The following is a 13,532-nucleotide window of genomic DNA, read 5'->3' on the forward strand; positions in this document are numbered from 1 at the left end:
TTCGCTCAACTTCCTAAGGCTCACCCATATGACTACCAACGCGCTACGGCGCAGCGGATCCAAGGGACAAGCCGGAGACAAGATCTTCTCCGGTGCCGCGCTCGGCGCGGGCATCCTGATCCTCGCAACACTCCTCGCGGTAGCGGTCTTCCTGCTCATCCAGGCGCTGCCGACCTTCACCGCCGACCCGACCCTGGTCAGCGGCGGCGAAGGTTTCTTCAGCTACATCTACCCGATCGTCATCGGCACGGTCATTGCGGCGGCCATCGCCCTGCTGATCGCAACCCCCGTCGGCATCGCCGTGGCGCTCTTCATCTCGCACTACGCGCCGCGCCGCCTGGCCGCCGGGCTGGGCTACGTCATCGACCTGCTGGCGGCCATCCCGTCGGTCATCTACGGCGCCTGGGGCTACCTGGTGCTGGCCCCGGCGCTGGTCCCCAGCTACCAGTGGCTGGCCGAAAACCTCGGCTTCATCCCGCTCTTCGACGGACCTGCCTCGCAGACCGGCAAGACCATCCTCACCGCGGGCATCGTGCTGGCCGTGATGGTGCTTCCCATCATCACCTCGCTCAGCCGCGAGATCTTCCTGCAGACCCCGAAGCTGCACGAGGAAGCGGCGCTCGCACTGGGCGCCACGCGCTGGGAAATGATCACCATGTCGGTGCTGCCCTTCGCCCGTCCCGGAATCATCTCCGCCGTCATGCTCGGCCTGGGCCGCGCACTGGGCGAGACCATGGCGGTGGCCCTGGTGCTCTCCACCGGCGGGCTGATCCCGTCGCTGATCAAGTCCGGCAACCAGACGATTGCCGCCGAGATCGCCTTGAACTTCCCCGAGGCCTTCGGCCTGCGCCTTTCCGAGCTGATCGCAGCCGGCCTGGTGCTCTTCGTGATCACCTTGGTGGTCAACTTGATCGCTCGGGCAATCATCGCCCGCCACAAGGAATTCTCGGGAGCCAACTGATGAATGCAGTAACCGCCAACAAACTCCCCAATGACTCGCGCCAGCAGCCGGGCAAGCCGCCGGTCGCCCGCAAGCGAAACTCCCTGTCCAAGGGCCACCTGCCGCGCTGGGCAACCCCGGGCATCGCCGTCGGCTCGCTGATCCTGGGCGCCGCGGCGTCCACCCTCGGCGGCTTCTCCGTTGCAAGCTTTGCCATCTACGCCGCGATCATCTTCGTGGTGGCCTCCAGCACCATCACCACCCTGGTGGAGGGACCGCGCCGCGGCCGGAACGCCCTGGCCACCCACCTGGTCTACGCGGCCTTCCTGCTCGCGCTGATCCCGCTGGCCTCCGTGCTGTTCACCGTGCTCCAGAAGGGGCTTCCGGGCATCAACACCCACTTCCTGTTCCACTCCATGAACGGGATCACCGGCGCCGCGGACAATGCCAGCGTCGAGGACGGCACCCCGGTGCTGGGCGGTGCCTACCACGCGGTGATCGGCACGTTGCTGATCACGCTCTGGTCCACCCTGATTTCGGTGCCGGTGGGCATGCTGACGGCCATCTACCTGGTCGAGTACGGCAAGAACGGCCCGCTCGCCCGCGGCATCACCTTCTTCGTCGACGTGATGACGGGCATCCCCTCGATCGTCGCGGGTCTCTTCGCCACCGCGCTCTTCGCCGTGATCATGGGCCCCACGGCCCGCATGGGCATCGTCGCCGCCGTCGCCTTGAGCGTGCTGATGATCCCCACGGTGGTCCGCTCCACCGAGGAAATGCTCAAGATCGTCCCGAACGAGCTGCGCGAGGCCGCCTACGCGCTGGGCGTGCGCAAGTGGCGCACCATCGCCAAGGTCGTCATTCCCACGGCGATCTCCGGCATCGCCTCCGGCGTCACCCTCGCCATCGCCCGCGTGATCGGCGAGACCGCCCCGATCTTGGTCACCGCCGGGTTGGCGAACAACATCAACGTGAACGTCTTCGGCAACTGGATGGCCACGCTTCCGACGTTCATCTACTACCAGATCCTCACCCCGACCTCGCCGACCAACGTGGATCCCTCGATCCAGCGTGCCTGGGCCGCCGCACTGCTGCTGATCATCATGGTCATGGTGCTCAACCTCGGCGCCCGCCTGATTGCCGGCCTGTTCGCACCCAAGAAGGGCCGTTGAGCCGCACAGGCTCCGGACCCGCAGACACACAAACTTCCTAAGGAACAATCACATGTCTAAGCGCATCGACGTCAAGGACCTCAACGTCTACTACACCAACTTCCTGGCCGTGGAAGACGTCAACATCGAAATCGAAGCCAAGTCGGTGACCGCCTTCATCGGTCCCTCCGGCTGCGGCAAGTCCACCTTCCTGCGCACGCTGAACCGCATGCACGAGGTCATCCCCGGCGGCCGCGTCGAGGGCGAAGTCCTCCTGGACGGGGACAACCTCTACGAGTCCGGCGTCGACCCGGTGACGGTGCGTTCCCAGATCGGCATGGTCTTCCAGCGCCCCAACCCGTTCCCGACCATGTCCATCAGGGACAACGTGCTCGCCGGGGTGAAGCTGAACAACAAGAAGATCTCCCGCTCCGACGCCGAAGCGCTGGTGGAGAAGTCCCTGCGCGGCGCCAACCTCTGGAACGAGGTCAAGGACCGCCTGGACAAGCCCGGATCCGGCCTCTCCGGCGGCCAGCAGCAGCGCCTGTGCATCGCCCGCACCATCGCGGTGAAGCCCGAGGTGATCCTGATGGACGAGCCTTGCTCGGCACTGGACCCGATCTCCACCCTCGCCATCGAGGACCTGATCAACGAGCTGAAGAACGACTTCACCGTGGTGATCGTGACCCACAACATGCAGCAGGCGGCGCGCGTGAGCGACAAGACGGCGTTCTTCAACATCGCCGGCACCGGCAAGCCGGGCAAGCTGATCGAGTACGCCGACACCACCACGATCTTCTCCAACCCCGGAGTCAAGGCCACCGAGGACTACGTCTCGGGCCGCTTCGGATAATTCCTGACTGCACTCGCCGCAGTAAGATTCGCCCGGGACCGAAGAGGTCCGGGGCGGTACCGGAAGGGGGATCTTCCGGGGATCCCTGGAGGGGGATCGCAACGGCGGAACCACGCGCACGAGTCTTGCGCGGGGTTCCGCCGTTGCCTTGTTTAAGCCCCCGCCTTCCATCGACCAGATCGGGACTTGCCGTGGACGGGGACCCGGAATGCCCGGGAGGCCCGGGAGGTGCGCTCTGGGTAGGGTGGGAAGCCGGGAGATTCCCGCAAGAGGAGGAGGACACGTGAGCCAGGATTCGGGCGTTGCCGAACATGTGGGCCGGGCGGGGGACCTGCACGGTTTCATCGTCAAGGCCATGGCGGCGGTGGGCGCAAGCGACGGCGATGCGCTGTACATGGCGGACCAGCTGATTGCCTCCGAGCTGGCCAACCATGCTTCGCACGGGATGCGCAGGCTGCCCGAGTACGTGGACCGTGCGCTGCAGGGATTCGCGCAACCCGGGGCCCGGGCCTCGATCGAACTGGATTCAGGCTCCCTGGTGCGGATGAACGGCAACGGCACCTACGGGCACCTCGCGCTGCGCGACGCCACGGCGGTGGCCGTGGAGCGGGCCAAGGCGAACGGCATTGCCGCGGTGACGGTGCGCAACAGCGAATACGCCGGCAGGCTGGCCCCGTTCTGCGAGGAAGCGGCCAACGCGGGGGTGGCGACCCTGGTGTTCGGGAACAACAACGGCGCCGGGCAGGTCGTGGTCCCGCCGGGCGGCACCCAGGCCCGGCTGTCGACCAACCCCCTTGCGGCCGGGGTTCCGCGCAGCAGTGCGCCGCACCTGGTCATCGACTTTGCCACCAGCGCCGTCGCGGCAGGCCGGCTGGCCGAGGAACGCGACCGCGGAACCGAGCTCTCCGGGGCGTGGGTGACCCCCGACGGGCTGCTGCGGCCCTTCGGCGGGTTCAAGGGCTTCGGGCTGGCGCTGATCGTGGAGGCGCTTGGCGGTGCCCTCTCGGGCTCCGAGACCGTCTCGGAGCGGAAGACGGCGGACCACCAGGGCACGTTGATCATCGCGATCGACGTGGCACAGCTGCGCGAGCTCGACGCGTTCACCGCGCAGGTGGAGGAGTTCATCGCCCATGTGAAGTCCGGGGAACCGGAGGACGGCCACGGGCCGATCCGCGTCCCGGGGGAGGGCGTCTCCCTGGGCGACGAATACGCCTACGGGGACCCGGTCGCGGTGAATGCGCGGACGTGGTCGGAGCTGGGGCGGATCGCCAATGAGCTGAAGCTGGGGATGCCAGAGGAGATCAAGGCCGAATAGCCCGAGGCGTGCCTGGCCGGGTGGTGCGGCGCGGGCGCCGGCCGGTCAGCTGACCAGCGGGTGCATGGCCAGGCACAGGATCCCGCCGAGCAGTGCGCACACCACCGGGGTTGCCAGCCAGTGCCGCAACACGCGCTTCACCTGCCGCCACGTGACGGACTCGAAACGCTGGTTGGTTCCCGCGCCGACGATGGAGCTGGTGACGGCCTGCGTGGTGGAAATCGGCAGGTGTATCAGCATGGCGCCCAGGAAGAGCATGGCCGCGGAGACCGATTGGGCCACCATGCCGCGCAACGGGTCCAGGTTGACCAGTCGGTAGGCAAGGGTGTGGGCGATGCGCCAGCCGCCAAAGAGGACGCCGGCGGCCAGGGCCGATGCTCCGAGCAGCTGGGGGCCGAGCATGATGGTCCCGGGCTGCGCCGCGCCCGCCGTCACCAGGGCCAGGGTCAACATGGCGCCGGTGCGCTGTCCGTCCTGCAGCCCGTTGCCCAGCGCCACCGCGCACGCCGCAATGGCCTGCCCGGCACGCGAGACCGCGCTGACATCGGAGGCGGTGGAATGGCGCACCAGCCAGGTGGCGGGGATGACCAGGACGTAGGAAACCACGAAGGCAAAGACCGGGGTGAAGAGCAGCGGCAGCAAGACGCCGCCGGCAAGCATCCGCCAGGCGTCGTGTACCCCGTCGTCGCCCATCAGCGCCGAGGCGCCGGAAGCCCCGGCAAGGGCGGAGACCAACGCATGCGTGGAGGAGATGGGCAGTCCGCGCCACCAGCAGTACAACCCCCAGGCGCCGCCCGCGAGCAGTGCGGACAGAAGCAGGGCCAGGCCCGGGACCCCGGTGGGCACGTTCAGCTCGACGGCCGAAATCAGGTAGACGCCGAAGGAGGTGGAGAGCATGGTGCCAAGGAAGGTGAAGAAAGCCGCCACCAGCACCGCGTAGGTGGGTGTCAGCGCCCGGTTGCGCACGGCGACCGCAATCGAGTTCGAGGCATCGCGGAACCCGTTGAGGAACGCGAAGGCACAGGTGCACAACAGCACCACGAGCATCATGAAGGATTGGCCGGTAACCACGCCCGGCTCAGGATTCCTTCACCAGGACGCGTCCCAAGTGGTCGGCCACGGCTCGCAGGGACTGGGTGCAGGAATGGAACTGGTCGGCGACCGAGCGGTGGCGAATGATGGTGCCCGCCTTGCTCAGCTCCCCGATCTCGCCGAGCCAGGTTTGGTGGGTTCGGTGCGCCCGCTTTGAAATGCGCACCAATTCGAGCCAGACGTCTTCCAGGTCGTCCAGTCGCTGGAGCTGGCCCAGCGCCTCGGTGGTGAGCTCGGTCTGCCGGCCAATGAGTTCGAGCTGCTCGGCGGCCCGGTGTGAAAGGTGTCGGTTGCCAAGGTGGGCAATGAGGACGCCGGCACCGCTGAGTTGTTCGACCGCCTCATGGAGCAGCCGCGAAAAAGTGTAGACGTCTTCCCGGGGCAAGGGGTTCACGTAGCTGGTGCGCAAATGCGTCAGCACTGCGTAGTGAAGGTCGGTGGACCTGACCTCGGACGCGCTTAGCGCCTCCAATTGCAGCGCCCGGTCTTCGCTGGAGCCCAGCATTTCCGAAAGAACCCCAACGCATAGGTTGACTTCGGAGGCCAGGTCCCGAAGGAGCTCAAGGCCGCGCGTGTCCGAAGGGAACAAACTAAACTTCACGAAGAAACCACCGGATGGAAAAGGGAAAAGCGGGACGGTGCCCAGTTTACTCATCCCAGGTTAACAAGCCCGCCCGGGGCGGTGTGAAGTGCGTCCCCGTGCCAGGCATGGGGGTGAAGTTTGGCGGTGCCGAACCGGGAGCGCCTCTCGGCGGAAGGCCGCTCGTAGCGGCTGAAAGTTGGAGCCCGGGGCTGCCGCGGTCCGGCACCGTGAGTCCAGTTTTCTAGGAAACGGGTCCTTCTGTCAACACGATGGCGCAGTATTCGCGCTCGGCGTGAAGGAACTCTCAGTCCAGTTCCCCGCGCCGCCAGGAGACGGCGGCGGATTCCAGGTCCTCGGCGGTCCTCAGCAGGGCGTGGGCACGGCTGGTCATCAAGGTGGCCCGGTCCGGATGGGAAAGCTCGGCCGCGTCCGCCTGTTCGGCCTGCCCCAGGGCAATGACCCGGCAGTAGGCCGCGGTGCGTTCCAGGGCAACGTCGAACTCGCCGTCAAAGGCCCCGGTGAGGATGGAACTGGTCATGGTGCACAGTTCCTCGGCGCCCGGGGGTTCCGCGGCCCCCGCAACGAGTCGTTCGACCTGCGCCTGGCGGGCCCCTGCGGCGAAGAAGGAGGCCATGGCCTCGGGGTTGTTGACGGTCGCTGCCCGGATTGCGTAAAGCCGCCACAGGGCACCGGGAAGCGAACGGGCCGGAGCCTTGGACCAAAGCTCGGCAATGACCTCCAGACCCTCGTCCTCCGCGAGCCTCACGAGACGCTCGCGGACCTCGGGGTCCTCATTGAGCTTTCCGGCCTGCACCAGGGCGTGGGCGGAGAGGTGCGCGGCCTCGGAAACGCGCGCAGGATCGGCGCCGCCCTCAAAGGGGTCGAAATCCATGGGTGCAAACGGTTTGGGTTTGTGGTGCCGGAATGTGGTTGCCGGGGGAGTCAATGCTGGGTGGCCCTTCATGGGCTAGAGGATACTCTGCCCGGCTGGATACTTACTCATCGCCTGGCACCGGAGCGGTCGGGGGGGTGCTTTCGCACAGGCACGCCGGCATTCGGGGCGCGCGCGGCGGGGATGGGCCCTGCAAACATTGGGAGGACGGTAACCTGTTGCATCGAGCGGGCTTGTCCAAGCGGTGCCGGATTATCCGCTAATATGGTGTTGGCTAAGTGCCAAGCGCGCCTTTAGCTCAGTTGGTAGAGCACTGGACTTTTAATCCATTGGTCGCGGGTTCGACCCCCGCAGGGCGCACAGATTGATCCCCGTTCTCCTCGTGAGGGCGGGGATCTTCTGCTTCCCCGACGCGTCGAAGCCCGGCCCGAAATCCGGGTGCGGATGCCTCGGATTTCCCGACCCGCCCACGGCCGGCACCCCGGGGCATAAGAAATCCAATTCTGCCGCTCCATCGTTGGCATGCAGCCCCCTCGCGGACACACATTCCGGCCTATAAGTCTCTTTCGCGAGGTGGAAGCCGGGCCACGGGGCCAGCCCTGGGCAGAGTCGTGTTCGCCGGCGGCCGTTGCGGGCGCCAGCACGAAGACGGTGATCGCGCCCCGCGGGTTTCCGGTTTCGCCGCGACCCGGCAAGGGAGCGCCGGAGGACCGTTCGCCAGCGCCTCGGCCGGCTTTGCCTGCTCATGAAGCGGCCACCCGCATCGAAAGCAATTCTCAATTCGCGCCGATACATCCCCTTGCGCGACCGCTATTCAGTGCTACTATCTAGTGGTAGTCAGTGTTACAGAGTAGGTAAGTGAGGTTTCCATGGGGAAGCAAATGACCGAGATGCTCAAGGGCACGCTCGAGGGAATTGTCCTGGCCATCCTGGCCGTGCAGCCGGCTTATGGCTACGAGATCACGGCCCGGCTGCGCGACCAAGGTTTCTCCGACATCGTCGAAGGCACCGTCTACGCCCTGCTGATAAGGATCGAAAAGCGTGGCCTTGTCGACGTCGAAAAGGTTCCATCGGAAAAGGGGCCGCCGCGCAAGGTCTATTCGCTGAACGCGGTGGGAGGCGAGTACCTCGACGAGTTCTGGGGGACCTGGAGCTTCCTGGCCGAACGGATAGAAAAGCTCCAGCACCACATCGAAAACGCACAGAAAAAGGGAGAGTAACCATGGCGGCAAAATGGATCGAACTGGTCACCGGATCGTTCGAGGACAAGAAACGCTGGCGCCAATACAAGGCCCGCAAGGAACAGCTCCCCGCGAGCTACCGGACCGCGATCGACGGGATTGAGCGCTACTTCATGTACGCCGGGTCGATCGTCAAGGGCGATGTCTTCATGCAGATGCTTGAGGACCTCGCCGACCTGATCGAGCGTGCAGCGGCCGACGGCACCCCGATCCGCGACATCGTCGGGGTGGACCCGGTGGAGTTTGCGGACACCTTCATCCAGAACTACTCGGAGGGGCAGTGGATCAACAAGGAGCGCGAGCGCCTGAATGATGCCATTGACCAGTCCGTCGACGAGGCCTGAACGAGCCCGGAAACGGAGAGATTGTCATGAACACCAATCAAGCCCCCGGACCCGCGATCCGGGTGCGGGGCATCGAGAAGTCGTTCAAGGACCTCCACGTGCTTCGGGGCGTGGACTTCGAGGTTCGGGCCGGAAGCATCTTCGCTCTGCTGGGCTCGAACGGCGCGGGCAAGACCACACTGGTGCGGATCCTGTCCACGCTGCTGAAGGCCGACGCGGGCACCGCCGCCGTCAACGGCTTCGATGTCGCAGCGGCACCCGGCGAGGTGCGCGAGTCGATCAGCCTGACCGGCCAGTTCGCCGCGGTCGATGAAGTGCTCACGGGCCGGGAGAACCTCGCGCTCATCGGCAGGCTGCGCCACCTGAAGAATCCGGGTGCCATCGCCGACGACCTGCTCGCCCGGTTCTCGCTCACCGAGGCGGGGAACCGTAAGGCATCGACGTATTCGGGCGGCATGCGGCGTCGGCTCGACATCGCCATGAGCCTGATCGGCAACCCGCCGACCATCTTCCTGGACGAACCGACAACCGGCCTGGACCCGCAGGCGCGCCTCGAGGTGTGGCAGACGGTCAGGGATCTCGCCGCTGGCGGCACCTCGGTCCTCCTCACGACGCAATATCTTGACGAGGCCGAGCAACTCGCGGATCGCATCGCGATCCTGCACCAGGGCACCATCATCCAGAACGGCACCCTTGCCGAGCTCAAGGCGCTCCTGCCGTCGGCCAAGATCGAATACGTCGAGAAGCAGCCCTCGCTCGAGGACGTCTTCCTCGCCCTCGTCGGCGACACCGGCGATACCGACACCGCCACGGGCGACAGCGCCGACAGCGCCGACAGCGCGGTGCCCACGGGAAAGGAAACCCGATGACCACCCACGTCCTGGCCGATACCGGCGTCCTCACCGGACGCTCCCTGCGCCATATCCTGCGCAGCCCCGACACGATCATCACCACCGCTGTCACCCCGATCGCGCTGATGCTGCTGTTCGTGTATGTTTTCGGCGGCGCGATCGACACCGGATCCGGACAGTCGTACGTCAACTACATGCTCCCCGGCATCCTGCTGATCACGATCGCCTCCGGCGTCGCGTACACCGCCTACCGTTTGTTCCTGGACATGCAGGGCGGCATCTTCGAGCGCTTCGCATCCATGCCGATTGCGCGTTCGAGCGTGCTCTGGGCGCACGTGTTCACGTCCCTGGCCGCGAACCTGGTCTCTGTCGCGGTCGTCATCGGCGTCGCGCTGTCCATGGGTTTCCGCACCGGTGCCTCGGCTGCCGCGTGGCTCGCCGTCGCCGGCATCCTGGTCCTGTTCACCCTTGCCCTGACCTGGGTTGCAGTGATCGCCGGGCTTTCGGCGAAGACCGTCGACGGTGCGAGCGCATTCAGTTACCCGCTGATCTTCCTCCCGTTCATCAGCTCGGCTTTCGTGCCCACCAGTTCCATGCCGGGCCCCGTCGCGTGGTTCGCCGAGAACCAGCCGGTCACCTCCATCGTGAACACCATCCGGGCACTGTTCGCCCAGGAACCCGTTGGCGCCGACATCTGGATCGCCCTGGCGTGGCTTGTCGGCATCCTCCTCATCGCCTACGGGTTCGCGATCGCCAAGTACCGCCGCAAGATCCGCTGAGGCCGAGCGTCCCAAGCGGACCGCGCGACGATGGCACCTGTTTCCCTGGCGGTGTACGGGCAAGCAGTTCCGGTTTGGGGAAATACAAGCCGGAACCGCTTTCCCCGTTTGGCCGGCGGTCCACGGCCGGCAATCCGCCTGGAGCCAATTCCGCAGCCGGTCGGAGTGCAAATACGGTGATGCCGGGACGTCGATCCTTCGGCGCGGGCCGCCGGGAAGGCCTGCGATGCGGACGCAATGTTGCACAGGACACATCGGCCCGGTTATCGTTGCATCGTCAGGCGGAACGTTTCTGAAGTTCCTGCCGTCGCTCTAAAAATGGGCGAAATCCGGGTTCGTTGCCCGAAGACGAATATGGCCTTAATTCTTTTTGCTGCATTCGAAAGTCACAAAAAATGCCTACAGTTTCCGCTGCCGTTTCCCGCGCCCTTTTAACCTGCACTTCAGAGATCTTCGGTGTCATGGGGAACGGAAATGCACATTTCCTCGACGCCGCGGTACGCACCGGCTTCCGCTTCACCGCCGTGCGCCACGAGTCCGCCGCGGTCACCGCCGCCGACGCCTACTTCCGCGTCAGCGGAAAACTCGCCATCGCCACCACCACCTACGGTGCCGGCTTCAGCAACGCGGTCACCCCGCTTGCCGAGGCCGCCAAGGCCCGGGTCCCGATGGTGCTCGTCACCGGAGACCAGCCCTCGACCGGCGCACGCCCCTGGGACATCGACCAGGGTGCCATCAACGACGCCGTGGGTGCCACGACCTTCGTGGTGGATGCGCAACGGCCCATGGCCAGCGCATTCGAAGCCGTCGCCCACGCCCTGCGCGAGCGCACCGCGGTGGTGCTGTCGATTCCCTACGACATCGTTGCCGACGAGGCGGCCGAGGAAGGCCTGCTGTCGCTGGCGGACTTCGAGCTGGACCCCGGGTATCCGGCGGCCGCACCGCAACTGCTCGCCCAGGCGGCCGCTGCCCTGAACGAGGCCAGGCGGCCGCTGGTCCTCTACGGCCGCGGGGCGCGGCTGGCGGATGCAGCGACATCGATCACCGCGCTCGCCGATTCCCTGGGGGCGCTGAGTTCCGGGACGGTGCTCGCAGCCAACCTCCTGGGCGACCGCCACGGGGACCTGGGCATCGCCGGAGGGTTTTCCTCCGAGGAAACCGCTGCCCTGATCCACGAGGCCGATACCGTGCTGGTGCTCGGGGCGGGCCTGAACCAATTCACCACGCGCTTCGGGGAGCTCTTCAATTCCGGCGCCCAGGTCATCCAGGTCGATGTCGCCGCGGCCGCGACCAACCCGCGCGTCGATGTGTTCATCCGGGCCGATGCCGCCGCGGTTGCCGACGACCTGCTGCCCCTGGTCCACGGCCGCGACGGTGCCCGGAGCTGGGCCGGGACCGTGGGCGACCGCTTGGAGCGGACCGGCGACCGCGCCCCGGGGGATGCGACCGCACCCGACGGACTGCTGGACCCCCGGGCCGTGGCCCGGACCCTGGACAAGATCATCCCCGCGGACCGCGTGGTGGTGCAGGACGGCGGGCACTTCATCGGATGGGGGCCCATGTACTGGGGCGTCCCGGGCCCGCACGCGCTGAACCTGGTGGGCACCGCCTACCAGAGCATCGGGCTTGGCCTGGCCTCCGCCGTGGGTGCCGGGGCCGCGGCCCCGGGGTCCACCATCGTGCTGGCCAGCGGCGACGGCGGCTTCCTGATGGGCCTGGCCGACCTCGAATCGGTCATCCGCACCGTGCGCAGCGGCATCGTCGTCATCTACAACGATGCCGCCTACGGGGCCGAGATCCACCAATACGGGTCCATCGGCCTGCACGAGGGGCCCATGCTGATTCCCGAGGTCGACTTCGCCGCCGTGGCCCGCGGGCTCGGCGCCCGGGCCACCAAGGTCCGCACGCTTGAGGACCTTGCCGGCCTGCGGGAGTGGGTCGCCGACGGCGCCGACGGGATTTTCCTGGTGGACTGCCGCATTTCCCCCCGGGTGCGGGCCCCGTACATGGAGGAAGTCCTGGAGGCCAACCGCAGGGCCGCCGGGGTGCGCCGCTGAACCGCGCGCCCGCCCCGGGAGGGCGCAATTTCGCCGGAAGAAAAACCGCTGACTGGATAAAATGCAGACCTACCGCAAAGTAGGTTCCAGCCCTAGGGTGGGATGGTGCGACATTCGATCCGGACGGCCCTGGCCGCCGCAATACTCACCGCGTTCGCGGCGGCCGGGACCCTCCCGGCACAGGCACACCCCGTGACCGAAGCGAGGTCGATCTCCGTGCACCCGCGCCCGGCAGCCCCCATTCCCTACGCCGAAGGCAGGGACACGGTGGCCCCGTCCCTGCGCGTGGCGACCTTCAACGCGTCGCTGAACCGCCCGCTGCCCGGGCAGCTTGCCGCTGACCTCTCCACGCCCCTGGACGCCCAGGCGCAGGCCGTGGCCGAGATCGTGCAGCGCAACGCACCCGACGTGCTGCTGCTCAACGAGTTCGACTACGACGCCGAGGGCGCCGCCGCGGAAGGCTTCAAGAGCAACTACCTGGCCCGCTCCCAGGGCGGCCAGGCCCCCATCGACTACCCGTACATGTACCTGGCCCCCTCCAACACCGGGATCCCCAGCGGCGCCGACCTTGACGGCGACGGCATCGTGGGCGGCCCCTCCGACGCGCTGGGCTACGGGGACTTCGAGGGCCAGTACGGCATGGTGCTCTTCTCCAAGCACCCCATCGACGCCGCCAACGCCCGCACCTTCCAGACGTTCCTGTGGAAGGACATGCCGGACTCGCAGCTGCCGACCCGGCACTACGACGAACTGGTCCGCGGCGTGCTGCGCCTGCCGAGCAAGTCCATGTGGGACGTGCCGGTCACGGTGGGGGACAAGACGATCCACGTGATTGCCGCCCACCCCACCCCGCCGGTATTCGACGGGCCTGAAAAGCGAAACCAGGCGCGCAACCACGACGAGATCCGCTTCATCCACGACTACCTGGGCGGCGCGGGTCGCGGCGACTACATCTACGACGACGCCGGCAGGCGCGGGGCCCTGGAGCCCGGCAGCGACTTCGTGGTGCTGGGGGACCTGAACTCCGACGCGGCCGCGGGGGAATCCGACCCGGCGGCCATCGCGGAACTGCTGGGCAACCCGCTGCTGGTCGATCCGCTGCCTGCCGTTCCCGACCTTCCCGGGGACCCTGAGCTCAGGGGCATTGCCGGGATCACCCGCAGCGCCCTGGGCACGGCCGACTTCGGGCGCGGAAGCGCCGGGGTGTTGCGCGTGGACTACGTGCTGCCCTCGGCCACGCTGCCGGTGCGCGGTTCGGGTGTCTTCTGGCCGGGAGCCGGGCAGGACGGGGCCGAACTTGTCTCCGGGTGGCCGCCGGCCAGCAGCGACCACCGGCTGGTCTGGGTCGACGTCACCGTGACCGGCTGATTCCCGCCGGGCAACGAAGCGGCCACCGGCCGGGGGCCCCCCCCCCCCCGAGGGGGGGGGGGGGGG

The 13,532-nt window shown here is 67.1% G+C and carries 13 protein-coding genes and 1 tRNA gene; 11 read left to right on the forward strand and 3 right to left on the reverse strand.

Features of this window, described 5'->3' with window-relative positions; all coding sequences use genetic code 11:
* Positions 1-28 precede the first annotated feature (28 nt).
* The 4 genes from pstC to ACIPVK_RS18525 all read left to right on the forward strand — a co-directional run bounded on the left by pstC (position 29) and on the right by ACIPVK_RS18525 (position 4,259).
* Positions 29-961 carry a phosphate ABC transporter permease subunit PstC gene (pstC, locus tag ACIPVK_RS18510; protein WP_407613453.1) on the forward strand — a complete coding sequence of 311 codons (933 nt, stop codon included), beginning with the start codon at positions 29-31 and terminating at the stop codon, positions 959-961.
* The gene (gene pstA, locus ACIPVK_RS18515; protein WP_407613454.1) at positions 961-2,112 is read left to right on the forward strand and encodes a phosphate ABC transporter permease PstA; all 1,152 of its coding nucleotides are present in this window, start codon (positions 961-963) and stop codon (positions 2,110-2,112) included. Before pstC ends, pstA begins: the two co-directional genes overlap by 1 nt.
* Before the next feature lie 52 nt (positions 2,113-2,164).
* Positions 2,165-2,944, forward strand: a complete 780-nt coding sequence (gene pstB / locus ACIPVK_RS18520) for a phosphate ABC transporter ATP-binding protein PstB (protein WP_407613455.1) — start codon at positions 2,165-2,167, stop codon at positions 2,942-2,944.
* A gap of 283 nt (positions 2,945-3,227) precedes the next feature.
* Complete coding sequence (locus ACIPVK_RS18525; RefSeq protein WP_407613456.1) at positions 3,228-4,259, forward strand: Ldh family oxidoreductase; 1,032 nt, start codon at positions 3,228-3,230, stop codon at positions 4,257-4,259.
* Between the two features lie 45 nt (positions 4,260-4,304).
* Here the strand turns inward: ACIPVK_RS18525 and ACIPVK_RS18530 are convergent, their stop codons facing one another.
* The 3 genes from ACIPVK_RS18530 to ACIPVK_RS18540 form a co-directional block, all read right to left on the reverse strand.
* Positions 4,305-5,330 carry an inorganic phosphate transporter gene (locus ACIPVK_RS18530; protein WP_407613457.1) on the reverse strand — a complete coding sequence of 342 codons (1,026 nt, stop codon included), beginning with the start codon at positions 5,328-5,330 and terminating at the stop codon, positions 4,305-4,307.
* A 7-nt stretch (positions 5,331-5,337) separates the two neighbouring features.
* Positions 5,338-5,952: a hypothetical protein gene (locus tag ACIPVK_RS18535; protein ID WP_407613458.1), complete on the reverse strand. Its 615-nt coding sequence runs from the start codon at positions 5,950-5,952 to the stop codon at positions 5,338-5,340.
* Between the two features lie 286 nt (positions 5,953-6,238).
* Entirely contained in the window at positions 6,239-6,898 is a 660-nt protein-coding gene (locus ACIPVK_RS18540) for a hypothetical protein (RefSeq protein ID WP_407613459.1), read from the reverse strand.
* A gap of 215 nt (positions 6,899-7,113) precedes the next feature.
* On the opposite strand from ACIPVK_RS18540, the gene ACIPVK_RS18545 reads away from it, so the two are divergent.
* The 7 genes from ACIPVK_RS18545 (at position 7,114) to ACIPVK_RS18575 (ending at position 13,466) form a co-directional block, all read left to right on the forward strand.
* Positions 7,114-7,186: transfer RNA gene (locus ACIPVK_RS18545), tRNA-Lys, on the forward strand.
* 509 nt (positions 7,187-7,695) lie between these two features.
* Positions 7,696-8,046, forward strand: a complete 351-nt coding sequence (locus ACIPVK_RS18550) for a PadR family transcriptional regulator (protein WP_407613460.1) — start codon at positions 7,696-7,698, stop codon at positions 8,044-8,046.
* 2 nt (positions 8,047-8,048) lie between these two features.
* Positions 8,049-8,411 carry a DUF1048 domain-containing protein gene (locus tag ACIPVK_RS18555; protein ID WP_407613461.1) on the forward strand — a complete coding sequence of 121 codons (363 nt, stop codon included), beginning with the start codon at positions 8,049-8,051 and terminating at the stop codon, positions 8,409-8,411.
* Between the two features lie 26 nt (positions 8,412-8,437).
* A complete protein-coding gene (locus ACIPVK_RS18560) occupies positions 8,438-9,280 on the forward strand; it encodes an ABC transporter ATP-binding protein (protein ID WP_407613462.1) in 843 nt (280 codons plus the stop codon).
* Positions 9,277-10,041: an ABC transporter permease gene (locus ACIPVK_RS18565; RefSeq protein ID WP_407613463.1), complete on the forward strand. Its 765-nt coding sequence runs from the start codon at positions 9,277-9,279 to the stop codon at positions 10,039-10,041. Before ACIPVK_RS18560 ends, ACIPVK_RS18565 begins: the two co-directional genes overlap by 4 nt.
* A gap of 395 nt (positions 10,042-10,436) precedes the next feature.
* Positions 10,437-12,098 carry a thiamine pyrophosphate-binding protein gene (locus ACIPVK_RS18570; protein WP_407613464.1) on the forward strand — a complete coding sequence of 554 codons (1,662 nt, stop codon included), beginning with the start codon at positions 10,437-10,439 and terminating at the stop codon, positions 12,096-12,098.
* Between the two features lie 102 nt (positions 12,099-12,200).
* Positions 12,201-13,466: an endonuclease/exonuclease/phosphatase family protein gene (locus ACIPVK_RS18575; protein ID WP_407613465.1), complete on the forward strand. Its 1,266-nt coding sequence runs from the start codon at positions 12,201-12,203 to the stop codon at positions 13,464-13,466.
* Positions 13,467-13,532 lie beyond the last annotated feature (66 nt).

This window comes from Paeniglutamicibacter sp. MACA_103 (assembly GCF_045798555.1).
Taxonomy (GTDB): Bacteria; Actinomycetota; Actinomycetes; order Actinomycetales; family Micrococcaceae; genus Paeniglutamicibacter.